Source organism: Oceanobacillus luteolus, assembly GCF_023715655.1.
GTDB lineage: Bacteria > Bacillota > Bacilli > Bacillales > Amphibacillaceae > Oceanobacillus > Oceanobacillus luteolus.
The window spans coordinates 26,834-47,209 of record NZ_JAMBON010000015.1 but is presented as its reverse complement, the minus strand read 5'-3'; the positions used below and the strand labels follow the sequence as shown (position 1 = coordinate 47,209).

Genomic DNA, 20,376 nt, shown 5'->3' with positions numbered 1-20,376 from the left:
TACTTTAATGCAATTTCTGACAAGCAAAAAGCTGTTTTTACCTAACATGTTCAAAGTTAGACATCGTGTTCAAAATAAAGAAAGTTCGTACATGAACCTAACTTGTCATAAAGGTAATGAAGCAGCATGTGTGCTATACTGAAGATAAATTTCCTATATGAAAATATTGGAACAAAGGGGCGATTTAATGGAGAAAGAACCAGTAGCAATTCAGGATGAATATGCAGATGAATTTGCTTGGTGCTATGGTTGTGGCAGATTGAATGATTCTGGCCACCACTTTCGTACAAAATGGGATGGGGAAAAAACGGTTACGGAATATACACCAAAAAGTGAACATAAAGCAATTCCTGGTTTTGTTTATGGGGGTTTAATGGCGTCACTAGTTGATTGCCACGGGACAGGATCTGCATCATTGGCCCTGCATCGGAAAAATGGGCATGAACCCGGCGAAGGAGTGGAGCCGCCACGATTTGTAACGGCATCCTTACATGTTGATTTTATGAAGCCTACTCCACAGGATGTACCATTGAAGGCAATTGGTACTGTCGAGGAGATCCATCCGAAAAAGTTTAAGGTTCACACGGAAGTATATGCTGGCGAAGACTGTGTTGTAAAAGGTGAAGTAGTTGCAGTCGTCATGCCAAAGACTTTTCAAGTATAAAAAGTGGAATCTCCCTTATAGGCTAGGAAACCGAGCGTCTTTGGCTAATCATGGTATAGATGCAAAGGTGAGGAATGAATAGATTCCATTCCTGTGCGAAAAGTAAACTTATTGTTGATCAAACACGAGGTGATGCATTGATATGTTAACACTGAAATCTTTACTAGACGTGATGGGTGAACTATTTTCCGACGAAATCTCCATCGCTGTCACAGATAAAACGGAATATATCTATTATCGAAAAAGTAAACGAATTGATTTGAAAATCAATCCAGGAGATCCAATTAAAGAAGGAACAATTGCATATAAAGCAATCAACACACAACAAAAAACCTCTGAATTTATTGACCGGACGATATTTGGTGTACCTTATCACGGAATGGCTGTCCCTTATTATGAAGATGAAGAAGTCGCCGGATGTGTGATGGCGATTCATCCTGCATTTACGGAAGGAAAATCGGTTGTTACAGTGAAGACGGAAGATGGCTGGAGGCCGATTCCTTTTGATGACGTGAAGTATTTGGAAGCGAAAGATAGGAAAACCCACGTAATCTCAGACAAGCAAAACGGTACACATAAAAATACCCTTCAAGAATTTGAGTACCTTCTTCCAAGGGATACGTTTGTGCGGTGCCACCGATCTTATATTGTAAATGTGCACCATATAGAAGAAATCTTCCCTGATACACATTCTACTTTATTATTGTCTATGACAGGTGGAGATAAAATTCCTGTAAGTCAATCCTATTCAAGTTATTTTAGAAAGTTGTTAGGGTTTTAATGTAAAAAAATTCATGTTTTGTTCACAAATCAGCTTGTTTCGAGCAAATAAAACTTGAATCTATCGTAAAAATCTAAATTCTCCCTTAATACACGGTAAAATTATTATAAAGAACGCTTGAGAAGGGAGAATTTTTCATGACGGAAAAATTAAAGCGCATACATTTATCGGAACTCCATGATCGTGTAACATCGGCGGAAGAAGCGGCATCATGGATTGAAGATGGAATGTCACTAGGCTTAAGTGGTTTTACGCGGGCAGGCGATGCGAAAGCAGTACCAACAGCTTTAGTGAATAGGGCGAAAAATGGTGAAGAATTTAAAGTGAATGTATATACAGGTGCTTCCCTTGGTGCTGACATTGATAAAATCCTTGCTGAATCAGGAATTGTAGATAAAAGACTGCCATTCCAGGCAGACCCGGTCATGCGGAAAGCGATTAATACAGGGGAGCATTTGTTTATTGACCAGCACCTTTCCCATACAGCTGAACTTCTGCGTGCAGGTGTATTAGAAATTGATTACGCTATCATTGAAGGGGTTAAAATTACAGAAGAAGGACTTTTGATTCCGAGCACTTCCATCGGAAATAACTTGGCATTTGTTGAAGCGGCGGAAAACATAATCATTGAAATTAATATGGCACAGCCAGAGCAATTGGAAGGTATCCATGATTTATACAGTCCAAAACCACAAGGGGAACGGGAGCCAATTCCATTGACTAGTGTGGAGGATCGCATTGGTGAAATTGGTATTCCACTAGATTTAGATAAAGTAAAAGGAATTGTGTTTACGAACCAGTTAGACTCTCCTTCTACAATTTTATCTCCAGATGAGGAAACACAGCAAATCGCCGATCATCTACTCGACTTTTTACGTGAAGAGATCCAGGCTGGCCGTTTAACAGAAAGCTTAAGACCAATTCAAGTCGGAATTGGAACGGTAGCTAACGCTGTCCTTCACGGAATGATTGACTCCGAATTTGAAGATCTCGTTGTTTATTCGGAGGTATTGCAAGATGCGGTGTTTGACCTGATGGACGCAGGAAAGGTTAGCTTTGCATCTGCTTGCTCGATGACTTTATCTGAAGAAAAGATGAAAGAAGTCTTCGGTAACTTTGAGAAGTATCATGATAAGCTTGTGATTCGTCCACTGGAAATTTCAAACCAGCCGGAACTCATCCGCCGTCTCGGTACGCTTTCCATTAACACCGCTTTAGAGACGGATATTTATGGAAACGTTAACTCAACACATGTTACTGGAACGAAGATGATGAATGGTATTGGAGGATCGGGGGACTTTGCGCGTAATGCAAGACTTGCGATTTTCGTTACAAAATCTGTTGCGAAAGGCGGAGACATCTCCAGTATTGTTCCATTTGTCTCTCATGTAGACCACACAGAGCATGATGTAGATGTCTTGGTGACGGAACAAGGATTCGTTGATCTTCGAGGGCTTGCACCAAGAGAGCGAGTACCACTCATTATTGAAAACTGTGCTCACCCGGATTACCGGGAACAGCTTTGGGCCTATTACCAGGAAGCATTAGAGCGTGGTGGACAAACTCCCCATGTTCTTGAAAAAGCCTTCTCTTGGCATGATAACTTCATGAAGACAGGAACAATGAAACAAAAAGTGAAGCTAGAGGTAGAAAGCTAAAATCAAACTAGGGGTTCATATATAGAAAGACATATATGCTTCGGGCAGGAAGCGTATATGTCTTTTTCGTTGTGTTGGGACTTTCAGTGTTGATTACTGCTCTAATTTTTCCGAGTGCAGAGCTGCCTTCCTTATTCGGTCGTTCATCGCTGTCTTCATTGCCTGAATGTAGAGTCGCCTTCCGTATTCGGTCGCTCATCGCCGCTCTCATTGCCCGAATGCAGAGTCGCCTTCCGTATTCGGTCGCTCATCGCCGCTCTCATTGCCCGAATGCAGAGTCGCTTTCTGTATTCGGTCGCTCATCGCCGTACTCATTGCCCGAATGCAGAGTCGCTTTCTGTATTCGGTCGCTCATCGCCGTACTCATTGCCCGAATGCAGAGTCGCTTTCTGTATTCGGTCGCTCATCCCCGTTCTCACCGCCCGAATGCTGAGTCTACTTCCGTATTCGGTCGTTCATCGCCGTTCTCACCGCCCGAATGCTGAGTCTACTTCTGTATTCGGTCGTTCATCGCTATCTTCATAGCCCGAATGCTGAGTCTACTTCCTTATTCGGTCGTTCATCGCCGTTCTCACCGCCCGAGCACAGAGTCGCCTTCTGTACTCGGTCGCTCATCCCCGTTCTCACCGTTCTAATCGCCCAAACGGAGAATCAAATTTGCAATTCAAGAGTTAAAAAAGCGCTCAGGCTTGAAAAGACAGTCAGTTAAAGCCGCCTCAACCCTGCGCACAAAAAAAGAGGAAGCAAATGCTCCTCATTGTTTAATAAGCTGCAGGAAATGGGTCAATATTTTGGCTGTTAATCCCCAGATGACTTTCCCATCGTATTGATAGAACAATTCATCGATATGTCCTGCGTTCCATTTATAATTTTCTCCCCCCACTATCCGGTCGAAAGGGAAGTCTTCTTCTGGCTGCACTTGGAAGTGTACTTTATAAATCTCTGGCTCGGTTTTTAGGAGGTAGTTAAGTGGTACGGTGAATACTTCCGCCACCTCTGCCTCGTTTGGAACTATTTTTTCGGGGTGTAGCAAGGTTCCAGCAAAGGGATAAATAATTCTGCGATTGTCGTTCACAATATAATCTAGTGGGACGATATTTTCAATTGCGTTTTCATTTACTCCCAACTCTTCGGTTGTTTCACGGATTGCTGTATGTTTTGGGCTAGGATCCTCTGGGTCGATTCTTCCTCCTGGGAAGCAGATATCACCAGGTTGACTCCTCATGCTCATGGATCTCACTTCAAATAAAATATGAGTTTCATCTTGGATGGATATAAGTGGAAGAAGTACGGCAGATTGTTTATAAGAGAGCTGACCCATAATCGAGGGGGTTCTATTTTCCAATTTTGCAAGGATATTGGATGCGTTCAAGCTGTCACCTCCAAAACTTTCTATCTACTTACTATTATACATGATTTGAATTATTTATCCTTTCTTCGATTCACGCTTCATTTCCAAGCTTAGTTTTATTATGGTAAAATTAAAAAAACAACCAAGAAATAGAGGGATGTTATGAAAAAGCGATATGAAGGTAAAACGAAGGACGTTTATGAACTGGAAGATGGCAACTTTTTATTGAAATTTAAAGATGATGTGACCGGTGAAGATGGTGTATTTGATCCTGGCGCGAATACGGTCGGACTGACTATCGAAGGTGCAGGTCGAGCGGGGCTTAAAGTGACGACGCTATTTTTTGAAAAGTTGAAGGAGAGAAATATTCCGACGCATTATATCGCAAGTGACTTGGAGAACACGACAATGACCGTTGTTCCGGCGACGGTTTTTGGGGAAGGGCTTGAGGTTATTTGTCGCTACCGGGCAGTTGGTAGTTTCCTCCGTCGTTATGGTAAATACGCCGAAGAAGGACAAGCTCTCGATTCATTTGTGGAAGTTACATTAAAAGATGATGAGCGCGGAGATCCGCCAATCAGCAAGGATGCTTTAGAAATGCTTGGGATTCTCACAAGTGAGGAATATGAGACGTTGAAAAAACTGACGATTGATATTTCAGAGGTTGTCAAAGAAGAGCTTGCAAGGAAAGACATCGAACTCTATGATATTAAGCTTGAATTTGGTCGGGATAAAGCAGGGGACATCCTGCTCATCGATGAGATTTCTGGTGGAAATATGCGTGCTTATCGAAAAGGCGAGTATATTGAGCCGCTTGAACTTGAAAAAATACTTACAGCTGAATGAGGCGAGTATACCTCTTAGGCTGATTTAGCGTGCTGAATAATGGAAATCACAAATACTCAGTACAAAAATGAGATAAAAAAGTAAGCCTGGCAGCATATATATGTTACCAGGCTTTTTTTATTTAATGTTTTTCAAGTTTAACGTTTGGTTCTTCTTTAATCTCTCCAACCACAAGATCGTCGGTGATATGAACTTGGCGAGTTTTTCCATGTTTGCTGACAAACTTAAAAATGCCGTTATTAAAGTCTGTGCCAATCTCTTTATAGAAGATTCCTTCATAGAGATTATCTCTTGCTCTTGTAAAGGTGATACGGTAGGTATCTTCATCTTTCCTCAAAAATGCACGTACCCCTTTTTCAAAGTCCATATCTAAACTATCACTTTTTAACGTGCGGTCGACTGATACAATGTGGATATCGACAAAGGTTATTTCTTTAAGTATTGAATTTACTAAAGAGCCTTTCGTAATTTCTTCCCAGCGGCTTTGTGGTGTTTGGCCAATAATAATCTGGGTAATGTTACGAGTGTGGGCAACCTCTGCGATTGCTTTTGAGACTGGACGTCTTTCATTATCACGAAGGATGAATTCATCGACATTCAATTCATCGCAAAGCTCTCTCCAACGATCCACATAATTCGATCTCTCTGCATCGAAGTCATCATATGGGAGAGGATCTACAGTCATAACATACAGAGGACAATTCATGATTTGAGATAGCTTATGTCCTCTTTTGATTAAACGCTCACCATTCGGGCCATAGTATACACAGACTAATATTCTTTCATCCATACGACCTTTAACGTTTTTCATGGCGGAAAAATTCACCTCTTGTTTACTCTGCAATTTTATATTCTATATGTTGAAACTGTATCATTTTAACATGTATTCACTAGAAGGTGAAGCCCTTATTGGGAAAAACTGTATTATCTTGGTGAAGACTGTGTGAATACAGAAAAGTTGACGGATATTTTATGTTATAAGTATGTGGAAAAAGGGAATTTGGTATTAGGTCTTAAAATCATCGGGGCTTCTTAGATGCATGCCGAAATATTTTAATGTATACTAAATTAATGTAAAATCAATCCCACTTGTACATACTACTCTTAATGAAAATTTTATTATATATGTCGTTTTATATAATAAACCGTACAATTCCTACGTAATACGAAATATTTTGTTGCCTCTTATTATCATACGCGCAACTTCTTAAGTCAAGAAATGTTAATAAAATATGAAACAGTGCTTTTATTATATGAAAAGTCTATTTATTCTGCCTGTATGTTTGCTTAGTTGCAGGTGATTTTTGATTGGAGGTCTGATTTTGGGAACATTGAATTTTATTGTACTCATACCTTTTTTAACCGCATTGCTCATTCCGCTATTTTATAAAAAAGGTTCACGGCTGCATATCGGTTTATTGCCAATACTCGTTGCCGTATCATTATTTATCTATCTGCTGACATATATACCTGATATCGCAAACGGTAAGACCTTTCTCCATACCATATCCTGGATCCCTTCCTATGGAATAAATTTTACCACCTATTTAGACGGACTTAGTCTAATATTTGCATTACTGATTACAGGTATCGGAACGCTTGTCATACTTTATTCCATTTATTATTTGTCTGAAAATGAACAATTAGGTCATTTTTATACGTATTTGATGATGTTTATGGGGGCAATGCTAGGGGTTGTTCTGTCTGACAATCTGATGGTTCTTTATGTGTTTTGGGAACTGACTAGTATTTCTTCCTTCCTGTTGATCGCTTTCTGGTATCAGCGGAAACGTTCAAGGGAAGGTGCACAAAAGTCCATGCTTATTACGATGAGCGGCGGCTTTGGTATGCTCGTTGGGTTCCTTATGTTGTATGCGATCACCGGAACGATGAATGTCCGTGAAATAATTGAAATTATACCAGACCTTACAGGGCATGTGTTATTTGTACCTGCGATGTTGCTTCTTTTATTTGGAGCATTCACAAAATCAGCTCAATTCCCATTCCATATCTGGTTACCTGATGCAATGGAAGCTCCGACACCAGTCAGTGCTTATTTGCATTCGGCGACGATGGTTAAGGCGGGAATCTATTTGGTTGCCCGTTTTACACCGGTATTTGGTGGAGAAGGAGTTTGGTTCTGGATTGTTACGGGGGTAGGTATTTTTACACTATTCTGGGGTTCGTTCCAAGCGGTTCGACAAACTGATCTGAAGGCATTGCTTGCTTACTCGACTGTAAGTCAACTTGGAATGATTATGAGTATGTTCGGAATGGGTTCAGTTGCTCTGAATTTCGGATACTCAACGGAATCGGTCTTTTACACGCAAGCAACGTTTGCAGCTTTATTCCATCTCATTAACCATTCGACCTTTAAAGGTGCACTTTTCATGGCGGTAGGTATTGTTGACCACGAGGTCGGTACACGTGATATAAGAAGGCTCGGTGGTTTGGCGACGTTTATGCCAATCACATTTACGATTTCTCTGATTGGGAGTTTCTCGATGGCCGGATTACCGCCATTCAATGGTTTTTTAAGTAAGGAAATGTTTTTCCAAGCTGCTATTGATATTACAACGCTTGGCGTCTTTCATGTGGATACATTAGGTAACTTGATACCAATCGTTGCATGGATAGCAAGTATATTTACATTCGTATACAGCATGATTATTGTATTTCAAACCTTTCTTGGACCATATAAAGAAGAAAGATTGGAACGTCCGGCAAATGAAAGTCCCATTGGTATGCTGATATCACCCTTGATTTTAGCGGGACTCGTTTTGATTATTTTCTTCTTTCCAAACGTACTTGGTAACTACATCATTCGTCCGGCAATGGCGAGTGTCTTTCCAAGTCTTGCAACCCAAGTTGATTTAGGTGTTGAGATTCTACGCTGGCATGGGTTTAACAGTTTAGCATTATGGATGACAATCGGAGTCGTTCTGATTGGTATTATTCTTTATAAGTTCCCCAAAATATGGCGCTGGATTTATGTGTTATTTCCAGGCGAGTGGTCCTTCAATTCCTTGTATAATTTTGCTATTGAACAAGGTGAAAAGTCGTCAAGGCGATTCACGAATAGTTATATGACAGGCGATTTGCGGAACTATCTGATGTATATCTTTTCATTTTTTATTCTTCTGATTGCAGGGGCATTCGTTTTGACAGGTTCATATAACTTTACGATTTCTGATAACGCAATGATTTCTACTTTTGAATGGATCATTGTAATGTCATTAATGATTGCCGCAATATCGATATTATTCGCAAAATCACGTCTGACTGCCATCCTGTTGAATAGTGTGCTCGGTTACGGGGTTGCGCTTTTATTTGTTATTTTCCGCGCGCCTGATCTTGCTCTCACACAAACGGTTGTTGAGACGGTAACAACGGTTCTTTTCCTAGTCGCTTATTACTTCTTACCGGAGTGGCAAAAGGAACAGGGGACGAGGAAAGCGAATTTGACGAAACTCGTCGTTTCAATAGCTGTAGGGGCAACCTTTACTGTCGTGGCTTTGGCTGCTCAAAATAATCGTTTGTTTGAACGGATTTCGACATACTTCGAAGATTCTTATGAATTAGCGGGTGGAAGAAATATCGTTAATACCATCCTAAGTGACTTCCGTGGTTTTGATACGATGCTTGAAGTTGTCGTATTGCTGATTGCTGGGCTTGGAGTTTATTCCATCATCAAACTGAAGGCTGGAAAGCGGGGGAAAAAGATTGAAAATCAATAATGTTATATTACGAACGGTTACAAAATTAGTGGTTTTTATTATCCTTACCCTCGCTGTATATCTGTTCTTTGCTGGACACAACAGTCCGGGTGGAGGGTTTATCGCTGGTCTTGTCCTCGCATCTGCATTTGTACTTCTGTTCATTGTGTATGATATGGAGACGATTAAAAACGCGATACCACTTGATTTTAAAAAAATAGCTGCACTGGGTGCCTTTTTAGCTGTAGGGACAGGGTTTGGTGCGTTCTTGTTTGATGTACCTTTCCTTACTCAAGCATTTGATTATTTCCAAGTGCCTTTTTTTGGAGAGATTGAACTGACGACTGTGACAATTTTTGAAGCGGGAGTCACGCTCGCGGTGGTCGGTGTAGTTGTTACGATTATCTTAAGTATTAGTGAGGATGTGTAAGTCAATGGAAACGTTAATAACCATCCTATCCGGTGTATTAGTCACTGTTGGAACATATTTATTATTATCAAAAAGTATACTCCGTGTAGTCTTAGGGACGGCTATTTTCTCCCATGCGGCACATTTATTGATCATTACCATGGGTGGGTTGAAAACAGGGAACGTTCCGATACTGGGGGATGAGGATGTCAGTGCATTTGTAGATCCGCTGCCACAGGCTTTGATCTTAACGTCGATTGTTATCAGCTTCGCGGTTACTGCAGTGATACTCACGATTTCATACCGTGCATACCAGACACTCGGTACGGATAACTTGGAAGAATTGCGAGGTAGTAAATATGACTAATTTGATTGTACTGCCAATGGCGCTTCCAATTATTATTGGTATTATTTTGATTTTCTTAAGACCCTATATAAAAACACAGCGAGCCATCACGGTTATCGGTTTACTGACGACAATAGGAATCTCTGGGTATATATTGCAATCCGTATATACGGATGGGATCATGCGTCTTGACTTTGGTGGTTGGCAACCGCCATTTGGAATTCTGTTTGTAGCTGATTCCTTTTCTGCGATACTCGTGCTTGTTGCTACTATTGTTACACTCATTTGTACAATCTACGCGTTTTCCTCTATTGGCAGGGAAATGGAGAATATGTATTTCTACTCCTTTGTTAATTTCCTTCTTGCAGGAGTTAACGGTTCTTTTTTAACAGGTGACATTTTTAACCTTTATGTCAATTTTGAAATTATGTTGCTTGCATCCTATGTATTGATTGTCCTTGGCGGTAAGAAGATGCAGCTGCGCGAATCGATCAAATATGTCGTCATCAATATCATTTCCTCTTGGTTTTTCCTTGTTGGGATTGCCTATTTATATGCCCAGCTCGGAACGTTGAACATGGCGCATATTTCTCAGTTAATTAGTGAATCAGGCCAAACACCATTACTTACGATTACGAGTTTGGTATTCCTCGTTGTATTTGCCCTTAAATCCGGTTTGCTTCTATACTTTTGGCTTCCTGGATCATATAGTGCACCACCAACAGCGGTTGCGGCATTGTTTGGAGGATTGTTGACAAAGGTCGGTATTTACTCGATGATTCGTGTATTCACTCTGATTTTTTATCATGAAACTCAGATTACCCACTTGGCAATTGGAATTCTCGCAGGTGCAACGTTAATTGCAGGGAGTATTGGTGCGGTTGCTTATAAGGATATTCGCCAAATTGTCGCTTACAATGTCATTATCGCCGTTGGGTTTATCCTAGTCGGACTGGCAGTCATGACACAGGAAGCTTTTGAAGGCTCCATTTACTATCTCATGCATGATATGATTGCAAAATCACTGCTCTTTTTACTGGCGGGTACGATGATAACTGTTACCGGTGAGAAACGGTTCGATAATATGAGTGGACTGATCCGAAATTACCCTGCGTTCGGTTGGATGTTCTTTATCGTTATGCTGTCACTTGCAGGAGTTCCACCGCTTAGTGGATTTATTGGAAAAGTCCTTGTTGGTCAAGGAGCAATTGAAGCGGGTTCCTTTATTTTATTGGCCCTAGCTTTTATTTCTAGTATTTTTGTATTATATTCTCTCCTGCGTATCTTCTTGAATAGCTTTTGGGGAGAAACAATCATTAGTTTTGAAGATGAAATTCCATTGCGAAAAGGTTGGATGGTATCATTTGGCCTACTCACCATATTGATGTTTGTTCTTGGGCTTGGGGCGGAATATTTTGCGCCATATGTGGCGGACGCAGCATATACCTTAATGAATCCCCAGGTTTATATTGATGCTGTACTGAATGATTAGAAGAATGAGCTATTAGTAGCTAAAAGAGGAGCTGACAACAATGCCAGCACAATTTTTTCTTAATGTATTTATTGCTATACTCTGGACGCTGATTAGTGATGAAAATGAGCTGCAATTTACCACATTCGTTGCCGGCTATATTGTCGGGATCGGAATTGTGTTTTTGATGCACCGTTTATTTGGAGAAAAATTCTATCTCGCTCGGCCTTGGGCCCTGTTTAAGTTAATCCTTATCTTTCTGCGGGAGACTTTTTCGTCCAGTATATGGGTGTTGAAACATATTTTAAGTCCAAAGGTAAACTATAAACCGGGAATCTTTAAATATGAGACACAAATGCGTGGAGAATGGGAAATTACAGCAATATCTTTACTCCTGACGTTGACTCCAGGATCTGTTGTAATGGAAGTTACACCAGAAGAGGATTATTTATATATCCACGGTATGGACCTGGAAGAATCAAAAGAAATGCTGATCAAGTCTCTGCACACTTTTGAAAAAGCTATTATGGAGGTGACGCGCTGATGATCCAAACTTTGCTCATTACATCGTTGATTTTATTCGGGATAGCTATTGCGATTACTTTAATACGAGTTATTATCGGGCCAAGTCTACCTGATCGCGTCCTCTCCCTGGATATGATAGGGGTACAGATTGTTTCGGCATTAGCGATCATATCCATATTACTTAAAACCAAAGCTTTTCTTGAGGTTATTCTCGTGCTGGCAATCCTTGCGTTTATTAGCACCATTTCCTTCACGAAGTATATAGAGAGGGGTGTTATTATTGAACGTAAGCGTGATAATTGAGTACATTGGCGTGTTTTTGATTTTTATTGGTTCGTTGTTTGCGTTCGTTAGCGCCGTTGGACTTATCCGTTTCCCAGATGTATACACCCGTTCTCATGCCGCAACGAAAAGCTCTACGCTAGGCGTGCTTATGACGTTGACTGGAGCATTGATTTATATCGTAGTAAGCCAAGGGTATTTTAGTGTCCGTCTGGTGTTGGGTATTATCTTTGTTTTCTTGACTGCACCAGTTTCTGGGCATCTGGTAACAAGGGCTGCTTATCGGGCTAAAGTGAAGTTGGCGGATATTACGATTGAGGATGCTTTGGAGGATGTTATCCACGGGAAGAAGGAAGAATTGAAAGAGGATAATACGAATTAATCAAGTAGCTGTGAGGTTGCTTGATTTTTTTGGTTTTATAGTTGGAAAGGAAAAAGGACATAACCTTTTAGTTATAGCTAAAACACGAACAGCTTAATGGTAGTGCCTCTGACAAGCTCCGGAAATATACTGCGCATTCCGCGCGGGCGGCTGGTGAGCCTCAACGCATAGGACGTGCTAATGCAGACGTTGCCACAGGACGTGGCGCACTTAGTCTGCCTCAGACGCAAGCGTCTTGCGGGGTCTCACCGATGCCTTTCATCCCGCAGGAGTCTACGTATATTTCCGGAGCTAGTAAAGTGGCTGTTCGGATTTATCCGTTGAAAGTATTATTATGTCCCACCTTCTCCTTCATTCAAGCTATTAATCAAACAACTCTGCTACAATCTCATACGAACGTAAGCGGTCGTTGAGGTCATAGATTTGTGAGCCGATGATGATTTCATCTGCATTTGTTTCTTCTTGGAAGGCGCGGAGTCGTTTTCTGACTGTATCTTTATCTCCAACGATGGTTGTTCGTGGATCTAAGGATTGCAGTACTGCCGCTTTTTCCATTGGTGTCCATACTTCTTCCATATTATCAATCGGTGCTTGGAGCTTCCTTGCTTCACCACGTCGCAAATCAAGGAACTGCATATATTGGGAACTCGCAAGCCGTTCTGCTTCTTCCGCAGTATCTGCTGCGATCACATTTACACCCACCATCGCATACGGTTTGGCTAGTGTATCAGAAGGCTTGAAGTTATCTCGATACAATTTCAACGCTGGAACGGTATAACGAGGTGCAAAGTGACTTGCAAAGGAGAAATACAAACCTTTTTCGGCAGCAAGTCTTGCGCTGAAGTCACTGGACCCAAGCAGCCAGATTGGAATATCAAGCCCTCTGCCTGGCACAGCCTGGACTCGGGAAATGGGCTTATCAGAAAAATAATCTTGTAATTCATTCACTTGCATTGGAAACTCTTCCGGTCCGGAATTTAAAGTCCTTCTAAGGGCATAGGCTGTCGCTTGGTCTGTCCCAGGTGCTCGGCCTAATCCGAGGTCGATGCGTCCAGGGAAAAGTGATTCCAACGTTCCGAATTGTTCAGCGATCACGATCGTAGCGTGGTTAGGCAGCATAATTCCTCCTGAACCAACTCGCATATAATTGGTGTTACCCGCGATATGTGCAATCAGTACCGATGTTGCCGAGCTTCCGATACCTGGCATATTATGATGCTCTGCAAGCCAATAACGATTAAAGCCCAATTTTTCCACATGCTGGGCAAGGGACACACTTTCCTTGAAAGCCTCTTCGGCATTGGAACCTTCCCGGATTGGCGCGAGATCTAATACGGATAAGGGAATTCCATTAAAATTATTTGCACGTTCATGTAGCAAACAACTCACTCCTTCTTTATTTCTTTACTATACAGGATAAAGGTTTGTCTCTATTTTCGTCCACTATTCGAACTTACAAAGGCGATTTGCTACAGAGCAGAGATTCAAGTAAGATAAAGAAGGAAAGTTATAAGAAATGGGGAACTAATATGTCTAAAACATCCATTTATGGATTAACGTTTAAAGAATTGGAAGAATGGCTTATAGATAATGGTGAAAAACGCTTTCGTGCCAATCAAGTTTGGGATTGGGTTTATAAAAAGCGGATTCAGCATTTTACGGAGATGTCGAATGTTAATCAGTCAACCATTCAATTGCTCGAAGAAAATTTTGTCATCCACACCCTGGAAGAGGAAATCAAACAGGAATCGAAGGATGGGACAGTTAAATATTTATTCAAACTTGCAGATGGAAACGTCATTGAAACCGTATTGATGCGTTTTGATTATGGACTTTCTGTCTGTGTGACGACCCAGGTCGGCTGTAACATCGGCTGTTCTTTCTGTGCAAGCGGCCTTCTGTCAAAAAACAGAGATCTTTCAAGCGCAGAAATTGTGGAACAAATTATGCAAGTCCAAAAGAACTTGGACAGTAAAGGGAAAAATGAACGGGTTAGTCATATTGTCGTGATGGGTATTGGTGAACCATTTGATAATTTTAACAACCTGATGGATTTCTTATATATCGTCAATGATGAGAAAGGCTTGAATATTGGTGCACGTCATATTACGGTATCAACGAGTGGCCTCGCTCATAAAATTTATGAATTTGCAGATACTGGGATTCAAGTGAACTTGGCAATTTCCCTGCATGCGCCTAACAACGAACTGCGTACACAGATTATGAAGATCAATAAAGCGTTCCCAATTGAAAAGCTGATGAAGGCTGTCGACTACTATTTAGAGAAAACGAACCGTCGCATCACTTATGAGTATATCATGCTGCAAGGTGTAAACGACCATAAGAAGGAAGCGAAAGAACTTGTAAAATTACTTTATAATCACCGTCATTTGGCTTATGTGAATTTAATCCCTTATAACAAGGTGGATGAGCATATTCAGTATGAACGAAGTGAAGTAGATACGATTCATGAATTCCATCAAACTTTAAAGGCGGGCGGAATTAATAGTGGTGTCCGTTGGGAAAATGGCGCAGATATCGATGCTGCATGCGGACAGTTAAGAAGTAAACAAATTGCAAAGAAGAAAAGAACACGGGCGGTTTGAGGTCCTTATAAGAAAGGATTTTGCAGATGAGTAAATACCTGACACAGTATGAAGCCAGAAGAACTACACCTGAGAATATCGTACAACATGTCGAGTCAGGTTGGATATGTGGTTCTGATATTGGACTTTCGCTCCCTCCAGCAATTATCACTGCATTTGATAAGCATGTAAAGGAAAAAAAGCTGACAGATATTAAATATCATACATTATTAGAATGGATGCCAATTGGGGCATATAATGAAGAATATCCTGAAATTACAGGTGTTTCCTGGTTTTCCGGTGGATTTGCACGGGAAGCTGTAAATAGAGGAGCTGCCGAGGTGATGCCGGCATATTTCAGGGATATGCCATCGTTGATTGGATCGTATGACCGGTTGGATGCTATCTTCCTTTGCGTGTCTCCAATGGATGAGAATGGGAATTTCAGTACGGGGGTTTCTGCTTCCTTAAGTGAGGCACTCATTAAAAAGGCAAAACGAATTTATTTGGAAGTGAATAAAAATATGCCGCGGTCTGTAACTGGACCTGTCGTCCATATTTCACAAGTGGATGCATTATGTGAAAATCATGTGGAACTACCTGACTATCCACGACCTGAGTTGGAGGATATCAGTAAAAAAATCGCAGCCTATATAGCGGAGGAAATACCGGATGAATCCACCATTCAATTTGGTATCGGTGCCATTCCTGATGCAGTAGGTGCAGCATTGCAGGAAAAGCGGAACATAGGGATCCATACAGAAATGTTTACGGAAAGCATGATAGATCTGATTGAAGCCGGTGCGGTTACAAATGCAATGAAACCTTTACACCAAGGCAAAACAGTTGCCTCATTTGCTTTTGGGTCGAAACGGGTTTATGACTATATTCACGAGAATGAATCTGTAAAGATGTTACCGATTGATCAGGTAAATGATCCAAGCATCATTAGGCAACTGCCGAATTTCATGTCGATCAACTCTGCTGTGGAAGTGGACTTTTTTGGACAAGTTTGCGCGGAATCTCTCGGTGCGATGCACTTCTCCGGAACAGGAGGTCAAGTGGACTTTGTGCGGGGGGCCGTACTTTCTCCTGGTGGAAAGAGTTTTCTTGCCTTCCCGTCTACCGCAAAGGGCGGAACGGTAAGCAGAATCAAATCGATTCTTTCTCCGGGAGCAATTGTGACGACGAGTAAAAATGATGTCAATTATATTGTCACCGAGTACGGTATCGCAAATTTAAGGGGTAAAACCGTGAGGGAACGAACAGAAGCTTTAATTAATATTGCACATCCTAAGTTCCGTGAAGAACTGACCTTCGAAGCGAAGAAAAGAAACATACTCAACTAAAAAACAGCTGATCACTAGCTGTTTTTTAGTTGTATGATTCCTTATTCGCAAATTTTACTGAAAGTGGTTTGTTGAACATGCCGTTTTTTGAAATTACCTGGTTTTTTCCAAAGGACTTTGCTTTATTCAACAAGTCGTCGGCGTGGATATAACCTTGCTTTATATCTGTATCTCCCTCTGCAATAAAGTAATACATTCCAAAAGAAGCGGTACAGCTCACCGAGATTTCCTTGGAACGGTACTCCGATTTCACCTTCAGTTTTTGGATTTCCTCCTGAATGTTATCTACTAAAGCTTTACAGGCATTATAGTTTCGCTTCCTTAATATTATCGTAAATTCTTCTCCACCACTTCGAAACAGATAGTCCTCTTTGCTTAAAAAACTCTTTAACCGTGTAGCAAAGTGATGGATGACATGGTCTCCCACGGTATGATTATATGTATCGTTAATCCTTTTAAAATCATCGATATCACACACAACAATTCCTAGTTGCTCACCGGATTGATTAAGCTCCCTCATTACCTTGTTCATATATGTCCGATTATGGACTTTGGTCAGAAAATCGGTATAAGCCATTTGTTCAAAACGGTCACGTTCAATTTTGTGTTGAATACTTTGTGATTTTAATACAGCTGAACGGCTGAAAATATAATTTAAAACAAATAGTGCAAACATCAGTCCCCAACGGCCTTCCATAATAAAAATGAATAATAGTCCGTTTGAAATTGCCTTTTGCAGCGATTCCGACTTGCTTCTAGCTTGGATGAAATTTATCCGATCCTGCCACGTTTTTATATCGCCGACGATATGAAAGACACCGAGAAGAAGTATAGATGAAAGCGTATCGATCAGAAATACAATCAGAATGATCAGAATCCAAAATCCGAACAAGGGAATAGCTTCGAAATATGGAAGCAACCAATAGTAGAGATAAAAACCAAGTGAATGAAGAAGCGTAGGTGCCCCCACGTTATAAAAGGTATGCAAAAATTCATCTTTATCTGCTGTATCTGTTTTTTCCAGATACAGAAACACATAAAAACGGTTGATCAATTCAAAGAGAAAGAGCCCGAAAGGACCAGCAACAAGGCCGAATGACAAGCCGTAAGAAATACTGTAGTCTATATTGACCCTTCCTGTTTTGACTATGGTTTGTAAATGTGAATATAACGTGGTAAATAGCAAGTAAATGATAAGCAGTTGTGCGTAGAGTGTGATATCGATTTCAATTGGGCCGGAGAGCAATGCCACCCCAAGCGCCATGAAGAAAATAAATAGAATATAAGCGTTCAAACGTCTTTTCATGAAAGAGACCCCCAATTCCCCGTATCAATATGCTGCCCCTGTGGGGATAAATCCCTAGTTCTTCCTCATCATATCATAAAGTTCAATATTCGGACAGTAGATGAAAGGACAAAATTTCAGAACTATTGATTAAAAAAAATAAATTTCTACAAACTTTTGAGCGCATCGCGAGGTATTATAATTGAAAGATGAATAAAGGGGGAGCTGGTCGGGGATGGAGTTGGAAAGAAAACTGCTTAAGAAAATCAAAAAAGGCAACCAGCAGGCATTTCGGATACTTTATGACAGGTATGCGGGTGACGCGATACGGACCGTCTATGCAATTACACGAAATAACAACCATACCTTTGATATTGTCCAAGAGACGTTTATTAAAGTGTTTCGCCATATTGATCGTTTTGATGTGAGTAAACCATTTAAGCCATGGTTTTATCGAATATTAGTTAATGAAAGTATGCGATATATGAAGAAGGAAGCAAAGCTTGTCACTGGTTTAACGGAGGATACGTTAGATTATTTAGGGCAGCAGCATTCGTCCAGTACGTACGAAGATCTAGAAATTGCAATGGAACGATTACAACCAGAAATGCGCACGTTACTCGTGTTAAAGTATGTGAATTCTTATACGGAACAAGAAATCGCGACGCTGTTGGATGTACCAAAGTCAACAGTGAAATCAAGGCTATATCAAGCGAGAAATGAGCTTAGGGCATATCTGGGAGGGATGGCAAATGAATAATAAAGAGCTGGATAACAAAATAAAAGAGATTCTATCAAAACAACCAAATGAACGTGACATAGCTAAAATGGAAGATGACATATGGAAGTCACTCGACGATCAGTTACCCCGGAAGAAAAGAGGAAGGGTTATGAAAAAAATATCCATCGGTTTATCTGTAGCTGCAGTTTTATTCATTGGTTTTATTATTTTTTCAGCAAGCAACTCTCCAGAGAATGCTATGGTGCAAAGTGTAAGGAAAATTTTTGTGGAGGATAAAAAAGAAATCATAGAGATTGAAGGTCAAGAAGAAGAGATTGATGTCCATTACGAACCTAATCAGGAGTTGAACTATAGCATTTATATCGATGAATCGCGTTATAAAATGGTGAAAGGGGAAGCGTACGACCGAATTGAAATGAAGGAACCTGTTGGTGGGGACTTCCCTGAAGTATATATGGAGATCCGTAAAGTGGAGAACACTACAACAGAAGCTGTTGTCCAAGCAATCAAAGAAGGAATAGAGACTAGTGAAACAATGGGTATCCGCAGTGAGGAGCGGGTCAGTGAACCTATCGAAGCAGAGATGATTCAAGGGATGGGATTGGATGGTTCCGGTGATCCAGATAGTTTTGGTTGGGAAAGTACTACGCCAATTCACCGGTATTATGTAACAGATGCACAAAATGAACAAGTGTATGTCATCAAGCAAGTTTATTTTCTGGAGGCAGCGGAAGGGCATGGGGCAAGGTTCCATCACATGTTGGAAAGCTTTGAATTACTAGAGGAAGAGTAAGGTACAAGAGTCAAGCAGGGAAGTCCTTGCTTGACTCTTCTTTTTTGGAAATTTGCCAGTTTGATAGCCCATTTTCAAATAATTTTTAAAAAGAACTATCCTAAATGAAGAAAATGTGATAGAATCACTGATATACATCAATACATAAACGCTTTAACGTGATAAAGAATAATAGAGGGGGAAGTGCAATGAGAAAGATAATCGTTACATTACTGACGATCGGGCTAGTATTCCTTGCAGCTTGTGGATCCAGTGATACAGAATCAGGAAATAATGATAGTGGAGATGGTGAAGTTTATAAAATTGGGGCTACACAAATCGTTGAACATCCATCACTAGATGCTGCATATGAAGGGTTTAAACAAGCTTTAGAAGATGCAGGTCTAAATGTGGAATATGATTTCCAAAGTGCGCAAAATGATCAAAATAACGTGAAACCAATTTCAGATGGTTTTGTTGCTGATGGAGTGGATCTGATTTTTGCCAACTCCACACCGAGTGCACTTGGGGCTTTACAAGCAACAAGTGAAATCCCAATTGTGTTCACATCCGTAACCGATCCTGTCGATGCTAAATTGGTTGATTCACTGGAAGAACCAGGTGGAAACGTGACTGGGGTAGTTGACCTGCATCCGGAAGCGATCCAGTCAACGGTACAGTTTATCGCGGATTATTTCCCAGATGCATCAGTAGGTATGGTGTATAATGCAGGGGAGCAAAACTCTGTAACACAAGTGAATACGGTAAAAGAGGCAGCGGAAGCTACAGGTCTTGAAATTGAAGAACGTACAGTAGCCAATACATCAGAAGTACAACAAGCAACTGTCTCCTTAGTTGAAGATGTCGATGTATTGTATATTATTACGGATAACACGGTTGTATCTGCACTGGATAGTGTTGTAGGTGTTGCAAACGATCATGATATTCCATTAGTTGTTGGAGAGCCGGATTCCTTGGCAAAAGGTGGATTTGCAACATTTGGTATTGATTATCATACAATTGGATACCGCACAGGTGAGATGGCTGTTGAAATTTTAACAGAAGGAACATCACCGAATGACATTCCGGTGGAATATCCTCCACAACTTCAACTTTATATCAATAAAACAGCCGCAGAAGAACAAAATGTAGAATGGCATTCCGACTGGGATGAAGATGCGGAGTTTGTCGAATAACAATAAAAAGAATTTT

20 protein-coding genes are annotated in these 20,376 nt (G+C 40.8%); 16 read left to right on the top strand and 4 right to left on the bottom strand.

The window, feature by feature from the left end; all coding sequences use genetic code 11:
* Positions 1-187: 187 nt before the first annotated feature.
* From M3210_RS10705 to scpC, 3 genes are all read left to right on the top strand, one after another.
* Positions 188-664, top strand: a complete 477-nt coding sequence (locus tag M3210_RS10705) for a PaaI family thioesterase (protein WP_251514211.1) — start codon at positions 188-190, stop codon at positions 662-664.
* A 142-nt stretch (positions 665-806) separates the two neighbouring features.
* The gene (locus M3210_RS10700; protein WP_285853714.1) at positions 807-1,445 is read left to right on the top strand and encodes a LytTR family DNA-binding domain-containing protein; all 639 of its coding nucleotides are present in this window, start codon (positions 807-809) and stop codon (positions 1,443-1,445) included.
* Between the two features lie 137 nt (positions 1,446-1,582).
* The gene (gene scpC / locus M3210_RS10695) at positions 1,583-3,103 is read left to right on the top strand and encodes a succinyl-CoA:acetate CoA-transferase ScpC (RefSeq protein WP_251514210.1); all 1,521 of its coding nucleotides are present in this window, start codon (positions 1,583-1,585) and stop codon (positions 3,101-3,103) included.
* 754 nt (positions 3,104-3,857) lie between these two features.
* Here the strand turns inward: scpC and M3210_RS10690 are convergent.
* The gene (locus tag M3210_RS10690; RefSeq protein WP_251514209.1) at positions 3,858-4,475 is read right to left on the bottom strand and encodes an NUDIX hydrolase; all 618 of its coding nucleotides are present in this window, start codon (positions 4,473-4,475) and stop codon (positions 3,858-3,860) included.
* 141 nt (positions 4,476-4,616) lie between these two features.
* On the opposite strand from M3210_RS10690, the gene M3210_RS10685 reads away from it, so the two are divergent.
* On the top strand, positions 4,617-5,300 hold the full coding sequence (locus M3210_RS10685; protein WP_251514208.1) for a phosphoribosylaminoimidazolesuccinocarboxamide synthase: 684 nt from the start codon (positions 4,617-4,619) through the stop codon (positions 5,298-5,300).
* Positions 5,301-5,421: 121 nt separating this feature from the next.
* Here M3210_RS10685 and M3210_RS10680 read toward each other — a convergent pair whose 3' ends face one another.
* On the bottom strand, positions 5,422-6,111 hold the full coding sequence (locus M3210_RS10680) for an adenine nucleotide alpha hydrolase family protein (protein ID WP_251514207.1): 690 nt from the start codon (positions 6,109-6,111) through the stop codon (positions 5,422-5,424).
* Between the two features lie 511 nt (positions 6,112-6,622).
* Between M3210_RS10680 and M3210_RS10675 the strand changes: the two genes are divergently transcribed.
* The 7 genes from M3210_RS10675 to M3210_RS10645 are packed head-to-tail and all read left to right on the top strand — an operon-like array spanning position 6,623 to position 12,431.
* Positions 6,623-9,037, top strand: coding sequence for a Na+/H+ antiporter subunit A (locus tag M3210_RS10675; protein WP_251514206.1), 2,415 nt, complete (start codon positions 6,623-6,625; stop codon positions 9,035-9,037).
* The gene (locus M3210_RS10670) at positions 9,024-9,446 is read left to right on the top strand and encodes a Na(+)/H(+) antiporter subunit B (protein ID WP_251514205.1); all 423 of its coding nucleotides are present in this window, start codon (positions 9,024-9,026) and stop codon (positions 9,444-9,446) included. Before M3210_RS10675 ends, M3210_RS10670 begins: the two co-directional genes overlap by 14 nt.
* 4 nt (positions 9,447-9,450) lie before the next feature.
* Positions 9,451-9,792, top strand: coding sequence for a Na(+)/H(+) antiporter subunit C (locus tag M3210_RS10665; protein WP_251514204.1), 342 nt, complete (start codon positions 9,451-9,453; stop codon positions 9,790-9,792).
* Positions 9,785-11,263 (top strand): Na+/H+ antiporter subunit D, encoded by a 1,479-nt coding sequence (locus M3210_RS10660; RefSeq protein WP_251514203.1) that lies wholly within the window; start codon positions 9,785-9,787, stop codon positions 11,261-11,263. The genes M3210_RS10665 and M3210_RS10660 overlap by 8 nt, the downstream gene beginning before the upstream one ends.
* A 40-nt stretch (positions 11,264-11,303) precedes the next feature.
* Positions 11,304-11,786 carry a Na+/H+ antiporter subunit E gene (locus M3210_RS10655; RefSeq protein WP_251514202.1) on the top strand — a complete coding sequence of 161 codons (483 nt, stop codon included), beginning with the start codon at positions 11,304-11,306 and terminating at the stop codon, positions 11,784-11,786.
* A complete protein-coding gene (locus M3210_RS10650) occupies positions 11,786-12,070 on the top strand; it encodes a Na(+)/H(+) antiporter subunit F1 (protein WP_251514201.1) in 285 nt (94 codons plus the stop codon). The genes M3210_RS10655 and M3210_RS10650 overlap by 1 nt, the downstream gene beginning before the upstream one ends.
* The gene (locus M3210_RS10645; RefSeq protein ID WP_251514200.1) at positions 12,048-12,431 is read left to right on the top strand and encodes a Na+/H+ antiporter subunit G; all 384 of its coding nucleotides are present in this window, start codon (positions 12,048-12,050) and stop codon (positions 12,429-12,431) included. The genes M3210_RS10650 and M3210_RS10645 overlap by 23 nt, the downstream gene beginning before the upstream one ends.
* Before the next feature lie 363 nt (positions 12,432-12,794).
* Here the strand turns inward: M3210_RS10645 and M3210_RS10640 are convergent, their stop codons facing one another.
* On the bottom strand, positions 12,795-13,811 hold the full coding sequence (locus M3210_RS10640) for an LLM class flavin-dependent oxidoreductase (RefSeq protein WP_251514199.1): 1,017 nt from the start codon (positions 13,809-13,811) through the stop codon (positions 12,795-12,797).
* 149 nt (positions 13,812-13,960) lie between these two features.
* Here M3210_RS10640 and rlmN point away from each other — a divergent pair, with 149 nt between their 5' ends.
* Positions 13,961-15,037 carry a dual-specificity RNA methyltransferase RlmN gene (gene rlmN, locus M3210_RS10635; RefSeq protein ID WP_251514198.1) on the top strand — a complete coding sequence of 359 codons (1,077 nt, stop codon included), beginning with the start codon at positions 13,961-13,963 and terminating at the stop codon, positions 15,035-15,037.
* A 26-nt stretch (positions 15,038-15,063) separates the two neighbouring features.
* Positions 15,064-16,365, top strand: a complete 1,302-nt coding sequence (locus M3210_RS10630; protein ID WP_251514196.1) for an acetyl-CoA hydrolase/transferase family protein — start codon at positions 15,064-15,066, stop codon at positions 16,363-16,365.
* A gap of 25 nt (positions 16,366-16,390) precedes the next feature.
* Here the strand turns inward: M3210_RS10630 and M3210_RS10625 are convergent, their stop codons facing one another.
* A complete protein-coding gene (locus M3210_RS10625; RefSeq protein ID WP_251514194.1) occupies positions 16,391-17,671 on the bottom strand; it encodes a GGDEF domain-containing protein in 1,281 nt (426 codons plus the stop codon).
* 214 nt (positions 17,672-17,885) lie between these two features.
* Between M3210_RS10625 and M3210_RS10620 the strand changes: the two genes are divergently transcribed.
* From M3210_RS10620 to M3210_RS10610, 3 genes are all read left to right on the top strand, one after another.
* Entirely contained in the window at positions 17,886-18,410 is a 525-nt protein-coding gene (locus M3210_RS10620; protein WP_251514192.1) for an RNA polymerase sigma factor, read from the top strand.
* Positions 18,403-19,185 carry a hypothetical protein gene (locus M3210_RS10615; RefSeq protein WP_251514189.1) on the top strand — a complete coding sequence of 261 codons (783 nt, stop codon included), beginning with the start codon at positions 18,403-18,405 and terminating at the stop codon, positions 19,183-19,185. The genes M3210_RS10620 and M3210_RS10615 overlap by 8 nt, the downstream gene beginning before the upstream one ends.
* Positions 19,186-19,373: 188 nt before the next feature.
* The gene (locus M3210_RS10610; protein ID WP_251514187.1) at positions 19,374-20,360 is read left to right on the top strand and encodes an ABC transporter substrate-binding protein; all 987 of its coding nucleotides are present in this window, start codon (positions 19,374-19,376) and stop codon (positions 20,358-20,360) included.
* Positions 20,361-20,376 lie beyond the last annotated feature (16 nt).